Origin of the sequence: Micromonospora polyrhachis (assembly GCF_014203835.1) — a bacterium.
GTDB lineage: Bacteria > Actinomycetota > Actinomycetes > Mycobacteriales > Micromonosporaceae > Micromonospora_H > Micromonospora_H polyrhachis.
In genome coordinates, this window is sequence record NZ_JACHJW010000001.1 from 269087 (window position 1) to 286226 (window position 17140).

The 17140-nt window shown below is 71.3% G+C and carries 17 protein-coding genes; 3 read left to right on the top strand and 14 right to left on the bottom strand.

Going from position 1 to position 17140, the window contains the following annotated elements; genetic code table 11:
* Positions 1–4: 4 nt before the first annotated feature.
* Genes FHR38_RS33035 through FHR38_RS01000 form a run of 13 tightly spaced genes read right to left on the bottom strand, consistent with a single transcriptional unit; the run spans position 5 to position 12296 of the window.
* Positions 5–424: a Zn-ribbon domain-containing OB-fold protein gene (locus FHR38_RS33035; protein ID WP_221448867.1), complete on the bottom strand. Its 420-nt coding sequence runs from the start codon at positions 422–424 to the stop codon at positions 5–7.
* Positions 421–1566 (bottom strand): acetyl-CoA acetyltransferase, encoded by a 1146-nt coding sequence (locus tag FHR38_RS00945; protein WP_184531942.1) that lies wholly within the window; start codon positions 1564–1566, stop codon positions 421–423. The genes FHR38_RS33035 and FHR38_RS00945 overlap by 4 nt, the downstream gene beginning before the upstream one ends.
* Positions 1563–2009 (bottom strand): MaoC/PaaZ C-terminal domain-containing protein, encoded by a 447-nt coding sequence (locus FHR38_RS31785; RefSeq protein ID WP_184531944.1) that lies wholly within the window; start codon positions 2007–2009, stop codon positions 1563–1565. The genes FHR38_RS00945 and FHR38_RS31785 overlap by 4 nt, the downstream gene beginning before the upstream one ends.
* Complete coding sequence (locus FHR38_RS00955) at positions 2006–2539, bottom strand: FAS1-like dehydratase domain-containing protein (protein WP_221448868.1); 534 nt, start codon at positions 2537–2539, stop codon at positions 2006–2008. The genes FHR38_RS31785 and FHR38_RS00955 overlap by 4 nt, the downstream gene beginning before the upstream one ends.
* Positions 2536–3738, bottom strand: coding sequence for a RidA family protein (locus tag FHR38_RS00960; RefSeq protein ID WP_184531946.1), 1203 nt, complete (start codon positions 3736–3738; stop codon positions 2536–2538). The genes FHR38_RS00955 and FHR38_RS00960 overlap by 4 nt, the downstream gene beginning before the upstream one ends.
* Entirely contained in the window at positions 3735–5147 is a 1413-nt protein-coding gene (locus tag FHR38_RS00965; protein WP_184531947.1) for an MmgE/PrpD family protein, read from the bottom strand. Before FHR38_RS00965 ends, FHR38_RS00960 begins: the two co-directional genes overlap by 4 nt.
* On the bottom strand, positions 5144–6403 hold the full coding sequence (locus FHR38_RS00970) for a CaiB/BaiF CoA transferase family protein (RefSeq protein WP_184531948.1): 1260 nt from the start codon (positions 6401–6403) through the stop codon (positions 5144–5146). Before FHR38_RS00970 ends, FHR38_RS00965 begins: the two co-directional genes overlap by 4 nt.
* Entirely contained in the window at positions 6400–7434 is a 1035-nt protein-coding gene (locus FHR38_RS00975; protein ID WP_184531949.1) for an LLM class flavin-dependent oxidoreductase, read from the bottom strand. The genes FHR38_RS00970 and FHR38_RS00975 overlap by 4 nt, the downstream gene beginning before the upstream one ends.
* Entirely contained in the window at positions 7431–8012 is a 582-nt protein-coding gene (locus FHR38_RS00980; RefSeq protein ID WP_184531950.1) for a MaoC family dehydratase, read from the bottom strand. The genes FHR38_RS00975 and FHR38_RS00980 overlap by 4 nt, the downstream gene beginning before the upstream one ends.
* Positions 8012–9583: a class I adenylate-forming enzyme family protein gene (locus FHR38_RS00985; protein ID WP_312881697.1), complete on the bottom strand. Its 1572-nt coding sequence runs from the start codon at positions 9581–9583 to the stop codon at positions 8012–8014. The genes FHR38_RS00980 and FHR38_RS00985 overlap by 1 nt, the downstream gene beginning before the upstream one ends.
* A gap of 30 nt (positions 9584–9613) precedes the next feature.
* Positions 9614–10411 (bottom strand): SDR family oxidoreductase, encoded by a 798-nt coding sequence (locus FHR38_RS00990; RefSeq protein ID WP_184531951.1) that lies wholly within the window; start codon positions 10409–10411, stop codon positions 9614–9616.
* Between the two features lie 39 nt (positions 10412–10450).
* On the bottom strand, positions 10451–11101 hold the full coding sequence (locus tag FHR38_RS00995; protein WP_246446209.1) for an isochorismatase family protein: 651 nt from the start codon (positions 11099–11101) through the stop codon (positions 10451–10453).
* A 1-nt stretch (position 11102) separates the two neighbouring features.
* A complete protein-coding gene (locus FHR38_RS01000; RefSeq protein WP_184531953.1) occupies positions 11103–12296 on the bottom strand; it encodes a CaiB/BaiF CoA transferase family protein in 1194 nt (397 codons plus the stop codon).
* Positions 12297–12394: 98 nt separating this feature from the next.
* On the opposite strand from FHR38_RS01000, the gene FHR38_RS01005 reads away from it, so the two are divergent.
* The gene (locus FHR38_RS01005) at positions 12395–13405 is read left to right on the top strand and encodes a DUF4437 domain-containing protein (protein WP_184531955.1); all 1011 of its coding nucleotides are present in this window, start codon (positions 12395–12397) and stop codon (positions 13403–13405) included.
* Positions 13406–13481: 76 nt separating this feature from the next.
* On the opposite strand, the gene FHR38_RS01010 is transcribed toward FHR38_RS01005, so the two are convergent.
* On the bottom strand, positions 13482–14903 hold the full coding sequence (locus FHR38_RS01010) for a dihydroorotase (RefSeq protein ID WP_184531957.1): 1422 nt from the start codon (positions 14901–14903) through the stop codon (positions 13482–13484).
* Between the two features lie 110 nt (positions 14904–15013).
* Here FHR38_RS01010 and FHR38_RS01015 point away from each other — a divergent pair, with 110 nt between their 5' ends.
* Positions 15014–16219: a CaiB/BaiF CoA transferase family protein gene (locus FHR38_RS01015; protein ID WP_184531959.1), complete on the top strand. Its 1206-nt coding sequence runs from the start codon at positions 15014–15016 to the stop codon at positions 16217–16219.
* Between the two features lie 21 nt (positions 16220–16240).
* Positions 16241–17101: a cyclase family protein gene (locus FHR38_RS01020; protein ID WP_184531961.1), complete on the top strand. Its 861-nt coding sequence runs from the start codon at positions 16241–16243 to the stop codon at positions 17099–17101.
* Positions 17102–17140: the final 39 nt, after the last annotated feature.

Genomic DNA, 17140 nt, shown 5'->3' on the forward strand with positions numbered 1-17140 from the left:
TCCGTCAGCGGTGGAAGACCGGCAGTGCCCGGCCGTCGTCGAGATCGCGCCAGCCGACGCGGACCGGTTCCCCGATCCGCCAGTCCTGGCCATCGAGCGTGGACAGCACGATCGGCCCCTCGGCGAGCCGGATCCGGGCAATCGTGTACGGCACGGCAACCCCCGGCCCGGGTGCCCGGTGCACCACGGTGAAGGTGTCCACGACGCCGTCTCCGGACGCCTCGACGAACCCGAGGTCCGCCGTATCCGAGCAGGCGGTGCACAGTGCTCGGGGCGGGTGCTGGACGTGCCCGCAGGACCCGCAGGTCTGCAGCGTGTAGCGGTGCTCCCGGGTGGCGTCCCACCAGCCGTCCGTCACGTCGTCGGGCGGCGGTACGTTCACCGCCGCACGCCCAGCACAACCGTCGGGCGGCGGTACGTTCACCGCTGCACCCCCAACACGACCGTCGCGTGTGTGGACAGGATTCCGCCGGTGCCATGCGCCACGGCCACCCGGGCGTCGGGCACCTGCCGGGCACCCGCCTCGCCGCGCAGCTGGCGGACCGCCTCCACCAGCAGCAGCACCCCGTACTGGCCGGGATGGCAGTACGACAGGCCACCGCCGGAGGTGTCCAGCGGCAGCCCACCGCCGGGGCGGATCCGGCCGTCCTGGATGAAGTCGAGCACCTCGCCCGGTCCGCAGAAGCCCAGCGCCTCGACGCTGAGCGCGGCGGTGATCGTGAACGAGTCGTACACCTGAAGCACATCCACGTCGGACGGCGTGATGCCGGCCCGGGCGAACGCCTCCCGACCGGACTCCCGCGCACCGGTGACCGTCAGGTCCTCGACGGCGGTCATCGACATGTTCGTCGACCGCTCGCCGTACCCGAGGACCCGGACCGGCGGATGCCGCAGGTCGCGGGCCCGGTCCAGCGCGGTGAGCACCACCGCTCCCCCGCCATCGGTCACCAGGCAGCAGTCGGCGACGGTCAGCGGGCTGGAGACCATCGGCGCGACAAGCACATCCTCGACGGTCAGCGGCCCAGCACCATAGCGGAACGCGGCCGGGTTGAGCAGCGCCCACTCCCGGGCGGCGACCGCGATCTCGGCCAGCTTCTCCCGTGTCCCGCCGTACCGGTGGAAGTACTGCCGCGCCGCCATCGCGTAGTACGACAGCGGATACAGCGGGCCGTACGGCGTCTCGAACTGGGCCTCCGGGGTGTGCTCCTCGACGACCCCACCGAGGCTGCGCGAACGCGCCGAGCGCTGGTTCGACGCGAAACTGATGACCACGGTGGAGACCTGGCCGGCTTCGATCGCCTGCGTGGCGCGGGCGACCATCATCTCGGCGGCCGACCCGCCGACGAACGTCGAGTCGACCCAGCGAGGCCGCAACCCGAGATACTCGGCGAGTTGGGTGGTGGAGAACCGGGACACCCCGGTGGTGGCCAGTCCGTCGACGTCGGCGAGGGTCAGCCCGGCGTCGGCGAGCGCCCGGGTGACGGCCTGGGTCTGCAGCGTGAGCGTGGACTTCCCGGTGCGGCCGAGGTCGCACTCGGCCGCACCGACGATCGCGACGCCGGTCACCGCGCGCCCGGCCCGTCGGCCGTACCCAGCAGGACCGTCGCATGGGCGGGGTGGGCCGCGGGCCGCTGCGGGCCGTACGCGCTGGCCAGGATCGTGGCGGAGAGGTCGACCCGGACGCGGTCGGCAGCGACCGCGACCACGGTGCCCGCGCACCGGACGGTCTCGCCGGCGAACATCAGGTTTCGGAACGTGAACGACAACTCGTGTACGAAGCAGCGCGGGCCGAGCGCGTCCTGCAGCAGCTCGACGAAGAGCGCTCCGAGCACCTGCCCGTCCACGACCGGGCCCGGGACCTGGGCGGCGGCCACGAACTCGGGGTCGAAGTGCAGGCGGTACCAGTCCCAGGTGGCACCGGCGTAGGCGACCATGTCGGTGAGCGTGATGGTGCGTTCCAGCGCGGGCAGCTCATCCCCGACGTGCAGTGGGGGCAGCTGGACCGTCATGCGGCACCGTCCAGGCTGACCAGGATGATCGTCTCCTCGTTGACGGCGAGCAGCTCGCCGTCCTGGTTGGTGTACGTCGCGCGGGAGGAGACCACGAGCATGTCCACGCCGGTACGGGTCTGCTTCTCGGTCAGGTCGTGGATCTCCCAGGTCGCGGTGATGACGTCGTCGGGGCGTACCCGGCGGTGGAACGTGTAGCTGTTGCCGCCACGGACCTGGCGGGTGCCGGGGACGTTCAGGTGCCAGGAGTGCCCGGCGTAGCCATCGCGGTCCATCGGGAGGTTCGCGTACTGGTTGGTTTCGCAGATGAGCGTCGGCGGGGCGGTCACACCCGGCAGGCCCTGCGCGCGGGCGAACTCGGCGTCCGAGTACAGCGGGTTGTCGTCGCCGACGGCCATGCCGAAGTACCGGCCGGCCGCCGCGCCGAGCGGTTCCGGTGCGGTGTACACCTTCCTCGTGCCCAGTAACGCGCGCAGTTCGTCGGTCAGCAGGCCCACGGCATCCCCTCCGCTTCGCTCCGGACCGCTCATGCCGGGTACACCGCCGTCGGGAAGACCTCGAACAGGAACTCGGGACGCAACAGGGCCTTGCAGATCGCCCCGGTCGACGCCGGCCAGGGCGGGCTGAGCAGCCGTTCCCGCACTCCCGCCACGCCCCGGTACGCCGGCAGCGCGGACTCGACGCAGTACTCGGTCGTCTCCAGCAGGTGCTCCGGTCCGAGGCCGGCGTAGCGCAGCAGGTGCAGGATCGCGCCATAGGTCGCCTCGGCCTGCGCCACGATGTCGTCGGGATACAGGGCCTGTTGCGTCTGCATGTCCAGCGCCGCGAACCCGGACATGTACAGCGTCCGACCGGCCCTGACCCCGGGGGCGTAGGTGAGCGTGTCGTAGCGGGACCAGCCCGGGTTGACCAGTTCCAGCGGGTGCCGGGAGGCGGTGACGTCGATCGCGACGAGCGCGTCCGGGTGGTGCAGCCGGCTCATCAGGATGCCGCCCGCGCCCGGGTACACGCCGGCACCGCCGAGGCGTTCCCTGCGTACGCGGTGCGTCCGGCGGTACACGTCGCGGCTCTCCGGGGTCGAGTAGTCGTAGGTGGTGACGACCGCATCGAGGGAGAGCCCGACCGCCTCGAGCAAGTCGCCCGCCCGGTCCAGGCAGTAGGCATACTGGGCGGCGAAGTCGCCCGGGTGGACCACTGCACCGGCGGCGTCGACCGGGAGCATCGTCGGCAAACAGACCGCGCCGTCGTGACCGGTCCGCACCGTGGAGGCCCGCCAGGTGCCGGCCCTCCGGGGCTCGCTGGCGGCCAGCATCTCGCCGCCGCCGCGCACCGCGTGCAGCTCGACCTCCACCAGCGCGGTACGCCGGACGAGTCGATCGACTACGACCGTCCGCAGCACGGGCTCGTGGTCGCCGAAGACCTCCCGCCGGAGGGCCGCAGCCGCCTCGTACTCGGCGAGCCCGGCGATTGTCACGTTCTCGGTGACCCGGGTGACGTCCTGCGGCCCGAACCCGGCCGCGGACAGGATCGTCAGCACCTTCTCGTACGCGGTGCGCGCCTGGGCTGCCATGTCCCCGGTGACCGTCATCCTGCCGACGGCCTCGTCGAACGCGGCGGAGGTGTGGCCGGAGGTCCAAGCCGCGTCGCCCTCGGCGAGGCCGAGGCAGAACGTGAACCCGTCGTACGGGAACCAGCGGAAGGACGGCGGTCTGATGGCGTGCAGTGTCACGGGCGGTCCCTACCTGTACCGGCGGCGGCCAGCGCCGCCATGAGCGGTTCGATGGTGTCCAGCTCTTCGAGTCGGTGCAGCAGGTCGACGAGGTGGGTGCTGTCGTCACCTCCGGCGTTGCCGTGGAACTTCGCGACGAGCTGCTCGTCGGTCAGCGGATTGTCCGGGCCGCCCGTGCTGCGCGGCACACTGCCGGTGATGGTCGAGCCGTCGGTGAGTGTGATGCGTGCGGTGCCGGGCGCGTCGGCCGCAGCGCCTCCGGTGGGGGTGACGTGCCAGCGGACCAGCCGGGCAACGCGTTCCACCTCGGGTCGGCCGAGCGAGTCCGGCTCGTACGTCGCGGTGGTCAGGTCACCGTCGACGACAGCGGCGGCGACGCTCCACGGCAGCGAGAACTTCGCCGCGTACGGGGACGCCGGCCGGGCCAGGTCTCGCCGGGTGTCGCAGACCGTGGGAACCGAGTCGGGGTGTACGTCGACGTCGATCGCGGCGACGTCGCCGGGCCCGAACCCACCGGGCCTGAATCCGCTGCGGCGCATCGCGTCGCCGACCGCGTCGATCGCGGCGTGCGAGAGCTGGCACGCCGGATAGGGCTTGATGCCGATCCGGGTGGTCTCCCAGCGCGTGCCGAGGTCGGCGGTGACGGACGCGAGGTCGACCGTGCCGGCGGCGAGCGCGTCGTACACCCCGTGCGGGCCGTCGAAGACGTTCGCCGGGCCGCTGGCCCCGGCTGCGGCCAGCCGGGCGGCGAGGATGCCGGCGTGCGCGGCGAACCCCGGGTGCAGTTGCTTCGTCGACGCACCACTGTGCAGGAACGCGAGCAGCCCGCCGGCCTGGCTACCGGCGATGCCGAGCGCGTCGACGGTCCGTGCGGCGTCGTGACCGAGCAGCCGGGCCGCGACGATCGCCGAGGAGAACACGCCGGCCACCATGGTGGCGTGCAGCCCACGGGCGTGGAAGCCGTGCGGCGCGGCGGCGGCGACCCGGCACACGGTCTCGTAGCCGACCACGGCGGCGTCGAGTACGGCCCGGCCGGTCGCGCCGACCTGCTCACCGACGGCGAACGCGGCCGGCAGCACCACGGTCGTCGCGTGGACGAGGCCGCTGGCGTGGGTGTCGTCGAAGTCCAGCGTGTGCACGAGGGTGCCGTTGGCGAGCGCGGCGGCCGGTGCCCCGACCCGGTCCCGCGACCCGATGATCGTCGCCTCCGGTGGCCCGCCGAGCGCCCGGGCGACGGCGACGGCCGGAATCGGGGATGGCTCATCGCACTCCGCCGCCACCATGCCGGTACGCAATCCGCCCAGCGCCGTGCCGACCCCGTCGAGCAGGTATCGCAGCGCCGCGGCCCGCACCCCGTCGGGCACCTCGACAGGGCTGGTGCCCCACTCGGCAAGCTCCTCGGCGATCATCGTGCCGCAGCCGCAGTGGTGTCGGGGCTGTCGGGGGTGCGTGCGCCGGGTGTCGGGACGTCGCCGAACGCGCCGGCCGCCCGCAGCGCCGCCACCTGCTGCGCGTCCAGGCCCAGGATTTCCTCGGTGACGAGGGCGAGGTCCTCGTTGCGCTGTGGTGCCCGACGGTAGGTGGGCGTCTCGTCGCCGACCCGGACCGGGGATGCGAGCTGCCGTACCTCGCCGTACCGGGGGTGGTCGGTGGTGACCACGAGGTTTCGGGCGGCGGTCTGTTCGTCCACCAGGGCCGCGCCGACGTCGTTGATCGGGCCGCACGGGATCGACCCGGCGGAGAGCTGCCCGAGCCAGTCGTCGACGGTCTTCTGCCGGAAGATCGCCTCCAACCGGGGCAGCAGGTCGGCGCTGTTCTCCTGGCGGGCGGCGAAGGTCGCGTACGGCGAGCCTGCCTCGGCCCACTCCGGGTGGCCGACGACGTGGCACAGTCGGGCCCAGAACTTCTCCTTCGCACAGCCGACGACCAGCCAGCCGTCCTTGGCCTCGAACGCCTGGAACGGCACCAGCGACGGGTGCGCCGAGTTGTGCGTACGGACCGGCCGGAACCCGGCGTTCAGGTGCCACGTCGCGGGGTAGGTCAGCATCGACACCGCGGTGTCGTACAGGCTGACGTCGCAGTCCATGCCGACACCGTCGCGGCGGGCGGCGTGCACCCCGGCCAGGAGCGAGATCGCGGCCACGAAGCCGCCCGAGTAGTCCACGAGAGACAGACCGGACTTGGTGGGCGGCCCGTCCGGCTCACCGGTCAGCTCCATCCAGCCGGCGAGGCCCTGCAGCACGTAGTCGTAGCCGGGTTCCCGCTTGCGTGGCCCGGTCATCCCGAACCCGGTCAACGCCACACACACGATGCGCGGGTTGAGGTGCTTGAGGTCGTCGTACCGGATACACAGCTTCTCCGGCACGTCTCCACGCAGGTTGGAGTAGACGACGTCGGAGACCGCGACGAGCTGCTCGAAGACGCCGCGCCCGGCGGCCGTACCCAGGTCGAGGGAGATGCTGCGCTTGTTGCGGTTGAACGTCTCGAAGAAGAGCGAGTCCTCCCCCTCGGCGTACGGCGGCACGTACCGGCCAACGTCACCGCCGGCCCGCGGGTCCTCGATCTTGATGACCTGGGCACCGAGGTCGGCGAGGTGAACGCTGCCGAACGGCCCGGCGCCGTACTGCTCGACCGCGACGATGCGCAGATCCTCCAGTGGTCTCATAGGGACGCTCCCGTCAGCTCACCGATCAGCGCGATGATCTCGTCCTGGGCCGCGCGGGTCTCGGCGGGCGACAGCCCATGGGTCGGCGGACTCAACTTCACGGTGTCGGCGAGGCCCGCATAGGCCGCGATCCGCGCAGCGACGTCGTCGCAGGTGCCGGTCATGGTGAGCGCGTCGATCATCCGGTCGCTGACGCTGCCGGCGAGGCCGTCCGCGCCGGCACCGGCCCGGAACGCGTCGATGACGGCCTGCTGGTCCTCGGCGAGACCGTGGAAGGCGAAGAAGTCGGCGTAGGTGCGGACCGTGGCGTAGAAGCCGACCACCCCGGCGGCGCGGCGGCGGGCGAGCGCCGGGTCGGCGGCGACCGAGCAGCACGCGGAGACCACCACGTCGAGGTCGTGGCGTGCCTTGCCGTACGCGCGGTCGATGCCGAGCGTGAGGTCGGGCAGGATCCGCTCTCGCAGGTAGTCCGGTGAGCACAGCTCGTGGCTGATCCAGCCGTCGCCGATCTCGCCGGCCAGTCGGGTCATCAGCGGGCCCATCGCGGCCAGGTAGACCGGGATGGGCCGCTGCGGCACGGCGTACGGACGCTGGTAGCCACGCATGTGCATCGGCTCGTACTCGCCGTCGACCCGGATCGCGGCACCGGTGGTGCAGGCGTCCCAGAAGAGCCGGATGTTGCGGACCGTCTCGCGAACATGTCCGACCGGTTTGCCGAACGGGACGTTGTGCCAGTCTTCGTTGAGGCGGCGCACGCCGGAGCCGAGCCCGAGCACGAACCGACCGCCGGAGAGCTCGGCCAGGTCCAGCGCCTCCAGCGCGGTGATCATCGGGCTGCGGGTGAAGGCCAGGACGATCGCGGTGCCGATCCGTGCGGTGGACGTCGCCCCGGCCAGGGCGGCGGCGGTGCCGGTCGCGCTGCGGTGCAGCTCCGAGACCCAGAGCACCTCGGCACCCGCGCGTTCCGCCCGGCGTCCGGCGTCGGCCAGCTCCGCGAGCGTCTCACCCCACGGCTGGTAGGTGAGCCTCATGCCGTTGCCTCGCCATTGCCATTGCCATTGCCGGTGCCGTTGCCGGTGCCGGTGCCGGTGCCGTTGAGGGAGAGCGGGGACTTCCCGACTGGGAAGAGGTTTTCCAGTTGCTCGGCACCCCGGCGGTACACATAGAACGTCCGCTTGAAGGAACAGACCTCGTCGCCGTGCTGGTTCAGTGCACGGGTACGCACCATGACGATGCCGGCATGCGGGCGGGACGCGGACTCGCGCTTCTCCAGCACGATCGACTCGCTGTAGAGCGTGTCACCGGCGAACACCGGGTGGGTCATCCGGATCTCGTCCCAGCCGAGGTTCGCGAACGCGTTCTGGGTCAGGTCGGTGACGCTCTGCCCGACCGCGATGGCCACCGTGAGCGTCGACACCACGAGCGGCTTGCCGAACTCCGACCGCGCGGCGTACTCGGCGTTGAAGTGCATCTCGTTTGTGTTCATGGTCAGCAGCGTGAACCAGGTGTTGTCGGTCTCCGTGATGGTGCGTCCCAGGGGATGCTGGTAGACGTCTCCGATCTCGAAGTCCTCGAAGAACCGCCCGGTCCAGCCCTGCTTGAGCCCCATCAGTCGATCTCCTCTCGACGCTGAGCACCCGAAGAAGGGGGGACTTCGTCCCGCGCGAGGTACCTGTCGCGGATGACCCGCTTGAGGATCTTGCCGCTCGGGTTGCGCGGCAACACCTCCACGACGTGCCACTCGCGGGGCACCTTGTAGCGCGCCACGTGCTGCCGGACGTGGCTCTCCAGCGCCCCGACGTCGATCCGCGTCCCCGGGCGGCCCACCACGAACGCGGCGATGCGCTCGCCGTACACCTCATCGGGCACGCCGACCACGGCGACCTCGTCGACCGGCTCGTGGCGGGCGATGGCCTCCTCGATCTCGCGTGGGAAGACGTTGACCCCGCCCGCGATGATCATGTCTTTCTTCCGGTCGACGATGGTGATGAAACCCTCCTCGTCGCGCACGGCCACGTCCCCGACGGAGAAGAACCCGTCCGCGTCGTACCCGGCCCGGGTGGCCTCCTCGTCGTCGAGATACCCGGCCAGCAGCAGCGGCGAGCGCGCGAACAGCTCGCCGGGCTCACCCGGCCCGACCTCGTTACCGTCGTCGTCGGTGAGCCGGACCTCGTTCCAGAACCAGGGATGCCCGACACTGCCGGCCCGTTCCAGGGCGAACCTCGGGCGCAGGTTGGTGACGATGGAGCACTCGGTCGAGCCGTACAACTCGTGCACGTCGACGCCGGGGAACGCGGCGATCACCCACTCCTTCAGCGCCACCGGCAACGCGGCGGCGTTGAAGTACAACGTCCGCAGCGCCGACAGGTCGTACCGGGCGGCCGGCTCCGCACAGAACCGGCGGAGGTGCTGGGCGTGCGTGGGCACCAGGAACACCGTGGAGGCGCGACTGGCCACCATCAGGTCCAGCAGCCGCTCCGGATCCCAGGTCGACAGCACGGTGCACGAGCCGCCGAGCATCGGGGCGGTGTAGGCGAACGCGAACCCCGCGCCGTGGTGCATCGGCGCGACCGCGATCGTGCTGCGGTTGGGGCCGAGTCCGTAGTCCAGCCCGACCCCGAACGCGGTGAGGACCCGTCCCCGGTGGGTCAGCAGGACGCCCTTGGGCCGCCCGGTGGTGCCGGAGGTGTACGTGACGCAGAACGGGTCGCACTCGTCGACGGGGACCTGCGGATCGACCGCGCGGCCCTGTCCCAGGAACGTCTCGTACCGCTCGCCGACCTCGCCGGCGAAGCTGAGCACGAGCGGCAGGCCGTCGAGCAGCCCGTCGACGTTGCCGGCCAGCTCGTCGGCCAGGATGATCCCCTTCGCCTGCGAATGGGCGAGGATGTAGGCGTTGTCCGGGCTGTTGTTCTTCGTGTTCAGCGGTACGGTCGGGATGCCGGCCTTGGCCATCGCCGCCGATATCTCGAAGTACTCGTAGCGGTTGTCGCTCAGCACCGCGATCCGTTCACCGGGGGCGATGCCGCGCGCGAGCGTCGCGGACGCGAGCCGGTTGGAGCGCTCGTCGAGCGCGCCGAACGTCACGGTGTGGTCGCCGTCGACGACCGCGACGCGGCCGGGCGTGGCCCGGCCGAACTCGCGGATCCCGGCGGCCATGTTGAGCTGCACACCCTTCACCCGATGCCATCCTTCCCTGAGTCGAACCGGTCAGAGTCCGTAGCGGGCGAGCACGTCCCGCTTGCCGGGGGCGAGGAACCTGCGGGTCATCCGGCCGATGGTGAGCCAGGCGATCGCGTCGCCGTTCCTGGTGCTCGCCAGCATCCGCTCGACCAGGTACGGCGCGACGTCGTCGACGTGGTCGCAGAGGATGTTGAGCAGTCGGCGCTGCCGCGCCACCTGCTCCGGCGCGGCGGCGGCCTCGCGCAGCCACCCCTCGGTGACGAGGATGCCGGGGCGGATCTGGCCGACCCGCACACCGGTGCCGGTGACCTCCTTGACCAGTGCCCGGGTGAAGGAGTCCAGACCGCGCTTGGTGGCCGAGTAGACCCCCATGCCGGGGCGGATCCGGCCGTCGCTGCCGCCGCCGAGCACGTTGAAGACCTGGCCGCCGCCGGCGGCGAGCATGCCGCGCACGGCGACCTGCGAGCCGTACACGGTGCCGAGCATGTTCGTGGTCACCATCGTCCGGACGTCCTCCGGCGTGGTCTCGACGATCCGCCGGGTGGTGTTGGCGACCCCGGCATTGTTGATCCACAGGTCGACGCCGCCCAACGCCTCGGCCGCAGCACTCCACATTCGCTCGATTTGAGCGGCGTCGGTGACATCCACCGCGAACCCGTGGACGGCGGCCGTTGCGGTGGCCTGCGGGCGCAGGCGTGCGACAGCATCGTCCACGGCCGGGCGCGTACGCCCCGAGACGACGACGGAGTGACCCCGCGAGAGCAGTTCGCGGGCGAGCGCGAAGCCGATCCCCCTGGTGCTGCCGGTGATGACTGCCTTTCGCATGGCTGCTCCTGCCCAATCAAGTCGGGAGAACGGGTCCGGTCAGTCGCCGGCCAACCGGGCGACCGCGTCGGCCAGCGGCACCACGTCGGCATACTTGGCGTCGAGGTCGAAGAGGTTGGCCTCGTGTGGGCCGGGATCGCGGTCGGCGCACGCCTCGCGCACCACCATCGGGCGGAATCCGTGCTGCAGGGCGTCGACCGCCGACGCGCGGACGCATCCGCTGGTGGAGAAGCCGCCGAGCACCACCGTGTCGACGCCGGCTGCGGTGAGCCAGGGGGCCAGCGCGGTGCCGGCGAAGGCGCTGGCGTAGTGCTTGTGCACGATGTGCTCGCCCCGGGCAGGCGTCACCTGGGCCGGGAAGTCGCCGAGCGGGTTGCCGGTGGCGAACGCGGTCAGCGCCGGCACCTTCGCGGCGAACAGGGGCGCTTCGGCGCAGGACTCGTCGGCGTACCGCACGGCGGTGAAGGCCACCGGGACCCGGGCCGCGCGGGCCGCCGCCAGCAGCGCGACCATCGCGGCCAGCGCGGCCTGCGCGGTGGCCAGGAACAACGGCGACGAGGGTACGGCGTACGCGGCGACCGGGTCGACCAGCACGAGCGCGGGCCGGGTGCCCCAGCCGAGCCGACGGGCGAACCCGGCACCGACGTAGTCGGCGTCGAGCCTGCCACTGTGCATGGCGTCGTCGGACATCTCAGATCACCCCGTCCGTGCGTAGGGCCGCCCGCTGCTCGGCGCTGAGCCCGAGCAGGTCGCCGTACACCTCGTCGTTGTGCTGCCCCAGCTCGGGTCCGGACCAGTTCACCGCGCCGGGGGTGGCGGACAGCTTCGGCACCGGCGCCTGCATCGGCAGCTCGCCGAAGCGTTCGTGCGGCACCCGTACGATGGCCTCGCGGGCTGCGACGTGCGGGTCGGCGAGCAGGTCGGCGGCGGTGTAGATACCACCGGCCGGAACCCCGCCGGCGTGCAGCCGATCGAGCAGGTCGGCGGCGGTGTGGGTGGCCGTCCACGCGGCGATGAGTTGGTCGAGTTCGGCCTGGTGGGCACCGCGCGCGCCGTGGCTGGCGTATCGGGGATCGTCGGCCAGTTCGGGGCGGCCCATGATCTCGGCGAGCCGGCGAAAGACGGTGTCCTGGTTGGCGGCGATCAGGATGTCGCCGCCCTCGGCGGTCGGGTAGACGTTGCTGGGGGCGACGTTGGGCAGAATCGCCCCGGTGCGCTCCCGCTGGTAGCCGGTCACCGACCACTCGGGCAGCAGCGACTCCATCATCGCCAGCACCGCCTCGTAGATCGCCGAGTCGACCACCTGGCCCCGCCCGCTGCGCTCCCGCGCGTGCAGGGCGGCGAGGGTGCCGTACGCGGCGTAGGTGGCCGCGAGCGAGTCGCCGAGTGAGATGCCGGCCCGCGACGGGGGTCGGTCGGGCTCGCCGGTGACGTAGCGGATGCCGCCCATGGCCTCGCCGATGGAGCCGAAGCCGGCGCGCGGCGAGTACGGCCCGGTCTGGCCGTAGCCGCTGACCCGGACCAGGATCAGGCGCGGGTTGAGCGCGCTGAGCACGTCGTAGCCGAGTCCCCATCGCTCCAGCGTGCCGGGGCGGAAGTTCTCCAGCAGCACGTCCGACTCGACCACCAGCCGGCGCAGCAGCTCCTGGCCGGCTTGGCTGCGCAGGTTGCAGGTGACGGACTTCTTGTTGCGGGCCACGACCGGCCACCACAGCGACTGGCCGTGTGGCTTCTCCCGGCCCCACTGCCGCATGGGGTCGCCCCGGCCGGGGTCCTCCAGCTTGATCACTTCGGCGCCGAAGTCGCCGAGGAGCTGACCGCAGAACGGACCGGCGAGCAACGTGCCGGTCTCCAGGACCCTGATGTCGGAGAGTGCCCCATCCATTCGATGCATGGTAGGCGTTGGATACATCGTTTCGCTAGGGGGAACAATGCGGGCGACAGGCTTGCCGTGCCCATGGAAACGGTGTTTCCATTGCAGCCATGCTGGTCCCGGACGGCACCGATCTCACCATCGCCGGGCTACCGGGCGCCTGGCACCGCCGGCTACCGGGCACCTCCGGCCGGGTGGTGCGCCGCCTGCGACGCCGCCGGGAAGACCCTGAAACGCGACCTGAGGAGCAGCGGGTGCGAGCGCACGTCGAACTGATTCACGAGAACGACTACATCTGGCACGTCGGGGAGCTGCCGCACGGCGAGGGCGGGGTCCGCGAACGCCGACTTTCGGTGGACGAGGAGGACGGGTCGTCCTCGCTGTCGCTGCGGTTCGACAGCGACTGGGGGCGCGGGCCGGGCGTACCACACGCCGACACCGAGTTCTTCGTACAGTCCGGCTCGCTGATCTACGGCGATCGGGAGATCGGCCCCGGCGGCTACCTGCAGGTGCCCCGAGGCGTGCCGATGGACTGGATCAGGATCCGTGAAGGCTCGTCGGTGTTGCACTGGCGCGAGTATGGCGACTGCGGTTTCGACGTCGAAAAAGCACAGTGGAGCCCCGCCTCCGGCCGCTGGGACACCGCCGTCGGCGAGGTGACGGTGGTGGACTCCGACGCCATGGAGTGGACCCCCGCCCCGACCGTCGGGCCGATCACCCCGCTCTACATCAAGCTGCTGCACCGCGACCCGGTGACCAACTTCTACACCCGGCTGATCCGGGCCCACAAGGGTTGGAGTGACCATCGGTTGGCCCACCACCCCTGCTACGAGGAGTTCTACACGCTCGGCGGGAAGATGGCCTACAACTTCGGCGACATCGACGAGGGCACCTACTGCTTCCGACCGGCCGGGGTGAAGCACGGCCACTTCGTCGCCGAGACCGACATCGACTGGATCATTCGGTCGGACGGCGAGCTGGTCAACTGGTACACCACCGATGAGTGGATCAAGTGGGGCGGCACGGCGACGAACTACCACGAGCACGACGAGGCACCGGTCATCTCCACCCTGCCGGTGCGGTCCCGGTCGCGCGGTCCGTGGTCCGGCGACGGAATGTAGACGCCATGTGATGGCGACGGGATGTGACCCAGCCGCTGTGTGCGGCCACGTCACATCCCGGTCACACCTGTTGGGACTAACGGGCGACGTACGCCCCCTGCGGCGCGCCGATGACCGCGCCATCGCGGTATGCGACGTGCCCACGGACCACCGTCGCAACCGGCCAGCCGCGGACCTTGCGCCCCTCGAACGGACAGTGGTCCTGCCCGGACAGCAGCAGGTCGGTCGTCACCTCCTGCTCCAGGTCGGGGTCGACGATCGCCAGGTCGGCGTCCGCGCCCACGACCAGGTTGCCCTTGCGTCCCCACAGGCCGTAGGCCCGCGCGGGATTCGCCGAGGCCAGCTCCGCGACCCGAACCGGTGACAGGCCACGCTTGTGCATCCCCTCGCTGATCAGCAGCGGGTAGAGCAGCGCGGTGCCACCGAAGCCGGGCAGCGCCGGCCAGAGCGCGTCGCCCTTGTTCTCCTCGAGGCAACACGCGTGGTCGGAGGCCACCCAGTCGACCGAGCCGTCGAGTACGCCGGCCCAGAGCGCCTCGGTATCGGCCACCGTACGGATCGGAGGGTTCACCTTGCCGCCGAGCCCGGTCAGCGCGTCGTAGGAGAGGCAGAGGTGGTGCAGGGTGACCTCGGCACGGATGTCGGCACCGGGCAGCGCGGCCCGGGCCGCCCGGGCCGCGTCCAGCGCGTCCGCCGAGGAGAGATGCAGCAGGTTGACCGGGCAGCCGGTGGCGCCGGCCAGGGTGGTGGCCTCGCCGATCGCGACCCGCTCGGTCAGCGGCGGGCGGGCGTCGGAGTATGCCTTGAGGGTTTGCGGGTCGCCGGCCGCCCGGACCCGGTCGATGAAGAGCCGCATCAGCTCGGCCTGCTCACAGTGCAGCGACAACGAGACCCGCCGGTCCGCGCCGTTGGCCGCCGCGACCGCCTCCATGATCTGGTAGAGGTGGCCAAGATCGTACTCGTCGCTCATGGTGAAGGCTTTGGCGTCGCGGGAGTCCGCGCTGAGGTTGAAGCCCTTGTAGAACATGTAGTACTTGAACGACGACACGCCATGCTCGCCGACCAGCGCGGGCACCTCGCCGACCTGCGCGGTGTCCATCGGCGCGAGGTGGAACCCGTAGTCGGTGTAGGCGCGACCGCCCACGGCCGCGAGTACCTCCGGGAAGATCTCGGCGTACGGGCCGGTGCGGTTGAGGTAGTGCTGCCCGGTCCGGAAGTACGACAACACCGTACTCGCCCCGCCGACCAGGGAGGATCGGGTCTCCTCGGCGGCGTCCTCGGCAAGCGACCGGTAGATGCCCAGGTGGTAGTGCGCATCCACCGCACCCGGGAAGACCAGCCGGGAGTCGGCGTCGAGCACCTCGGCGGCATCCGCCGGGTCGAGCTCAGCCGCGACAGCGGCGATCCGGCCGTCACGAGTGGCGAGATCAGCCCGGACCGTTCCCACGTACGGCAGTACCAGCGTGCCGCCCTTGACCAGCAGATCGTAACGCGCCACCGCGCACCCCCTTCACCTTTGGCGTTTCGGACAATGTAACGGGGTTTCCATTGCTGAGAAAGGGCGGTTAGATTGACGTCCCACACCTCGATCGGTCCCGTGGAGGTCCCGTGCCCGGCGCACTGAACGGCATCACGGTGGTGGACGCCTCGACGCTCTTCGCCGGTCCCCTGGCCGCCACCATCCTCGGCGACTACGGCGCCGAGGTCATCAAGATCGAGCATCCGGTCAAGGGTGACCCCGCGCGGGGACACGGCCCCGCCAAGGACGGCGTGCCACTGTGGTGGACCATGCTCGGCCGCAACAAGCAGACCGTCACCCTCGACCTCGGTCGACCCGAGGGCGCCGCGCTGGCCCGCCGGTTACTCGCCGAGGCCGACGTGCTGATCGAGAACTTCCGGCCCGGCACGCTGGAGCGCTGGGGCCTGGCCCCGGACTCGCTGCACGAACACAATCCCGGGCTGGTCATCGCCCGGGTCACCGCGTTCGGCCAGCACGGACCGTACCGGGACCGGCCCGGATTCGGCACCCTCGCCGAGGCGATGAGCGGCTTCGCGGCCATCACCGGCCAGCCGGACGGACCACCCACGCTGCCACCGTTCGGGCTCGCCGACGGCATCTCCGCGCTCACCTGCGCCCAGGCCGTCATGACCGCGCTCTACCACCGCGACGCCGGCCGACCCGCCGGTACCGGCCGTGGCCAGGTCATCGACCTGGCGATCATCGAACCGCTGGTCACCGTGCTCGGGATGCAGGCGATGGCGTACGACCAGCTCGGCACCGTGCAGCAGCGCAGCGGCAACCGGTCGGTCAACAACGCTCCGCGCAACACGTACCGCACCCGCGACGGCCGGTGGGTGGCGATCTCCACCAGCGCCCAGGCAGTCGCCGAACGGGTGCTGCGGCTCGTCGGGCACCCCGAGGTGATCGACGAACCGTGGTTCGCCAACGGCGTCACGCGGGCACAGCACGCCGACGAACTCGACGGCTACGTCGGGGGCTGGATCGCCGAACGGGACCTCCCCGAAGTGGTCGCCGAGTTCGAGGCGGCCCAGGCCGCGGTCGCCCCGATCTACGACATCGCCGACGTCTTCGCCGACCCGCAGTACCGGGCCCTGGACACCGTGACCACGGTGCAGGAGCCGGTGCTCGGTCCACTGCGGATGCCCAACGTGCTGTACCGGATGTCCGAGACTCCCGGTGCCATCGCCTGGACCGGGCGCCCGCCCGGTGCCGACAACCAATCCGTGTACGGCAAACGGCTCGGCCTGCGCGCCGACGAACTCGCCGACCTGAAGTCGAGAGGCGTGATCTGAGTGGGCCCACGCACCGGCGGCATGACCGACACGGGAGGTCTCCCGGCCCTGACCGGTGGACCGCAACCCGACCTCGACTCCGGCACCACCGCGCTGTGGTCGGCGCTGGCCGGGGCCCGGGTCATCGACCTGGCCCAACCGATGCGCCGGGGAATGCCCCAGTCACCGAACCACCCACCGTTTCGGATGGTGATCGAGCGTCGCCACGGCGACCTGGTACGCGCCGACGGCGGCAGCGCCGCCAACGAGGTCATCATCACCGGTGGTCACGTCGGTACCCACGTCGACGCGCTGGCCCACGTCTCGCAGGACGGGCTCGTGCACGGCGGCCGGCCGGCCGGGGCGGCGCAGTCCCACGAGGGCTTCGCGGAGCTGGGCATCGAGACGTTCGACCCGTACGTCGGACGGGCCGTGCTGCTTGACGTCGCCGCCATACATGGGACCGCCGTGCTGCCGGCCGGCTACGAGATCACCCCGGACGACCTGGAGCAGGCTGCCGGGCACACCCGGATCGCACCGGGCGACGCGGTCCTGATCGGCACCGGCTGGTCGCGTCGGTGGGACGAGGGGGCGGCGTTCGTCGGGCTCGCCGACGGAGTTCCCGGCCCCGGGGTGGCCGCCGCGCGCTGGCTCGCCGAACGAGCCCCCAGGGTGGTCGGCGGCGAGACGATCGCCTTCGAGCACCTCGGTGCCGGACGTGGCCACGCCACCCTGCCGGTGCACCGGATCCTGCTGGTGGAGCACGGGATCAACATCGTCGAGACGATGAACCTGGCCCCGCTGCTGGACACCGGGGCCCGGGAGTTCCTGTTCGTACTCAACCCGCTGCCCATCGTCGGGGCCACCGGAGCTCCGGTCCGCCCGCTGGCGGTCCTGCCGTGACGTCGGGCGGGAGCACGGCCGGGATGGCGGGCGGGAGCA